1 protein-coding gene is annotated in these 3767 nt (G+C 61.9%); it reads right to left on the reverse strand.

The annotated features are described in order from the left end of the window. Positions 1-91: 91 nt before the first annotated feature. Positions 92-3643, reverse strand: a complete 3552-nt coding sequence (locus tag ACNKID_RS01970) for a hypothetical protein (RefSeq protein WP_417911751.1) — start codon at positions 3641-3643, stop codon at positions 92-94. Positions 3644-3767: the final 124 nt, after the last annotated feature.

The following is a 3767-nucleotide window of genomic DNA, read 5'->3' on the forward strand; positions in this document are numbered from 1 at the left end:
GTCTGCACCCAAGAGCTGACCAGAAAGCGCAGCACTGCCCCGGCAAAGCCGCCCGCGCCGATGAGCGAGAGCCGAAGCAGAGTTTCGCCGCTCATCGGCCGAGCAAGCCGTCAAAGAGGCCGGGCAGGGCTTTCTCCACCTCTTTAGGCAGCACCTTCCGCACCTGCTCCTTGACCGCCTCTTCCGCCGCCTGACCAGCAGCTTGACGGACAAGATCAGAGGCGGCCTGCAACAGGGCCTCCGGGCTGTAGACCGCCTTGTCCTTGCTGCCTTTGATCGGCACTTTCAGCGTCGATCCCTTGAGCAGCTCATAACCTTTTTTGCCCACCAGATTGCGCGTCACCGGCACTTCAAGCACGTAATCCAAACTGCCGTCAAAGCCAGCCGAGCCGCTGAGGATCATTTCCGAGTCAGCCGCTGTTATTTTGATCGGCGAGCAGGATATCCGGCCTTTCCGGCCTTCGCAGACAAGGCTTTTCTCTCTGAGCTGCAGCGGCTGTCCACCCAATCCGGCCATGTCAAGGATGCCTGACAACGCGCTCACCGGCTCCAGCACCACGCTGGCCAGATCAAAACGCAGACTGAAATCCGCCTGCTCCATTCCTTTGCCGCCCAAAGGCAGGGAAAGCCGTTCGGCGCGCATGCTGATGGATCCCGCAGGCCGGGCCAGCGTGCCCAAAAGAGGATGGAAGGTTTTCAGCAGGCCGTCGGCCAAGGTTTCGGCCAGCCCGACCCGGTCCAGCACCTGCTCCGGCCCGGCCAAGGCCAGCACCGGCGGTTTGCGAGTGTAATCGATCTTGGGCGTGAATTGCACCTTGCCGCCGTTGAGATCGCCTTTGAGGGCCGCGCTCATGATGCCCTGCTTCATTGCTGTCTCCGCTGAAAGGCCGCTGATGCTGATGCCGGATTTGGCGAAGGTGTCGGCATGAACACGTCCTGCAAAGCTGAGGTCGATCTGCTGCCGCTTTTTATCCAGCGGATAATGGAGGCTGAATTTTTCCTTGTTCCGGCCTTCGGCACTGATGCCCAAGGGATACATGCCGTTGAGAATGGCCACGAGGTCGGCAAGGTCAGGCGTGGCCTCTCCCTCCAAGGCGAAATGGGGATTCTTGCCGGACAGCTCCAGCTTGCCGTTGGATTGCACAGACAGCGGCGGCGAGAGCAGATCGAAGGTGGTGAAGTAGATGTCTCCGGCAGCCAGGTCGCCGTGCAGCCGGGTTCTGAACTCCGTCTTGTCTTTGGCGGCGATGATCCCGCCTTCGCCGCCGTACATGAAGCGGTTCAGCGTCACATCCAGAGTGCCGTTGCTGCTCCGGCCTGCGCCGCCGCCGTTCAGCCCGTCCTGGCTGCTCAGCTCGGCGGTGAAGGAGGCTGCGCCGCCGAGCTTTTTGTCTGGCGTGAGCAGGGACAGCTGCTGCAGCAGCGGCGTGAGTTTTGCCAGCTCCGAGCTGCCGCTGAGCTGAATAATTTTGACCGCAGGCAGCGGCGCAGGCCGCCAGTCGTCCACAGCCAGCTGCTGAATGTCGATTGCGGCGAAGCTGGAGACAAAATGCACGCCGCGCAGAATCAGACGGCGGGCTGCCGGATCAATCAGGCTGTGTCCGCCGCCATTGGCGAAAAAGGCGGCTTTGCTGTCCGCTTCGATCAAAGGCCGCAGGGCTTTGTCCGCTGCCGGAGCGGTTTCCGGGGCCACAACCGCGAGGCGCAATTCCGGCTCGCGGATGACCTTGCCTTTCTGATAGAGAATGAAATCTTTCACCCGGCTGTCCAACTCCCGCAGCACCACCCGGCTGTCTTCCGTATAGCCTGAGGCATGAAGCGTCAGGCTGCCGCCCAAGCTGGTGTCTTGGGCAAGGGCCTCGAACTTGTGCAGCAACTCGACAACCCGGCCCAGGAGCATGTCAGCATGGAGCTGATAGCCTGCGGAGAGCTGGCCGCCTTTGCGGTGCAGGCCGTCCACCGTTCCGCTGACTTGCCCCGCCCATGTGGCGAGATCAAAGGTCAGTTCCGCCGCGTCCTTGCTGTTTTCAGGAACCTGGCCAGGAGTGTTCAGCCGCCCGCTGAAGCTGGTTTTGCCCGGCGGCAAGATTTCTTTGCCCTGCCGGACAAGACGGCTGCCCTCAATCTCCGCTTTCGTCTCCGCCAGATAGCGGCCGTTGTCCTGCTTGGTCAGCTCCGCCTGTAGCCGCAGCTTGCCGCCTGCGTCCCAGCCGGTGCGGAAGAGGCGGTTGACCTCCTGCATGGTCTGATCAATATCTGCGGTGCCGCTGAATGAGAAATGCCGGAGATTGCCTTTGCCTTCCAGATCAAGAAACGAGGCGTTGAGACTGAGTTTTTCAATCTCCGGCTCCTTGTTCTCCATGCTGCCTGCCAACTTCAGGCGAAGAGGATGCTCCCAGGAGAAGGCCTGGCTGTTCTGCCGCCCTGCCAGACTGTCCACCGCTGTTTCCGCAGAGACATGCAGCTTTCCTCCCTCTTTGAGCAGGTCAGCGGACAGCGTCAGCTCGCCCCGGTCAAGGCGGAGGTCTTCCTGCACTTTGAACAGACGGGGAAACTGGGCCAGCAGCAGGGCGAGATCGATTCTGCCGCTGCCGCCGCCTTGGAAATTGCTGCCGCTGTAGGCGCATTGCAGGCTGAGGCTGCCGAAATCGGAGGCTAATTTCAAGCTGGGGAACTGCCATCCGCCGTTCAGCTGCCGCAGATCGAGATCAAGGGCGAGCTGATTGAAACGGGGCCGGTCTTCGCCGAGAAAGCCGCCAGTGAGATCAACTTCGGTCAAGGCTGCCGGGCCGCTCAGCGTCAGGCCGCCGTCTGCCGCGCCTTTGAGTTTGAGTTCCGCCGAGAGCTTGCCGCTGCCTTGCGGCAAGCCGTCCTTGCCGGATTTGAGGGCGAGAAAGGGCTGCGCCTGCACGTTGTCCAGCTTGAGCCGCATTTCCGCCGCGCTCAAGCTGCCATGAATCAGCTCAGCCAGTTTGGATGAGCCGGACAGCACCGCCTGTCCTTTTTCTCCGCTGTCCGCCTTCAGGTCAAAGTTGATCTGCTGGCCAGCGGCGATGTCCGCCTTGAGCGCGCCGTTGCGGAGCAGCGTCTGCGGCTCCTGCCCGGCCTGAACAGTCTTCACGGTCATGCCGCTGATCAGCAGCCTGCCTTTCAGACCTTGCGGCAGGCCGCTGTCCTGTGTTTTTGCCGTGCTGGCTGGCGCTGAAGCGGCGGCTTTGTCCGCCTGCGCCTTTTTGTCCGGCGCGGCGGCTGCGGTTGCTGCGCTGTCCGCGCCAGGAGCGGCTGGCGGCGGTTCAGGTTTGAGCGTCAGCAGCAGAGTCGGCGTGTTGATGCTGATTTCGCCAAGATCCTCCGGGGCCATGAGCAGTGCCCACAAGCCTTGGCTGCTGCGCAGCGCGGCAATGTCAAGGTGAATGCCCTGCGCCGCATCTGTATAGATCACATCAGAGCACGCCGCGCCCTGCTTCCAGCCTATCGAACAGCTTCCTGCGGCCAGCTCTCCGGGAATGCTTCGGTTCAGCCGCTCCAAGGCAAACCGCCGCACCCAGTTTGAGGAGAGCAGCAGCGGCGGCATGATCAGCGCCGCCGCAGCCAGCAGTCCGATGCCTGCGCCAGCGGCAGTCAACAGCTTCTTTTTCTTCATCTGCTCCGCTCCGTTGCTTGAAAAGATGGAAAACGCTCATTCCTGTCTGGGAGATTGCCGCGAAACCGTCTGCTTGTCAACCTTGTTCTGGCCGCCGCCGAAAATCAGCGGCCTGCTGTCCGCT

The sequence above is a fragment of the Candidatus Electronema sp. TJ genome (assembly GCF_048287355.1).
Classification (GTDB): Bacteria; Desulfobacterota; Desulfobulbia; order Desulfobulbales; family Desulfobulbaceae; genus Electronema.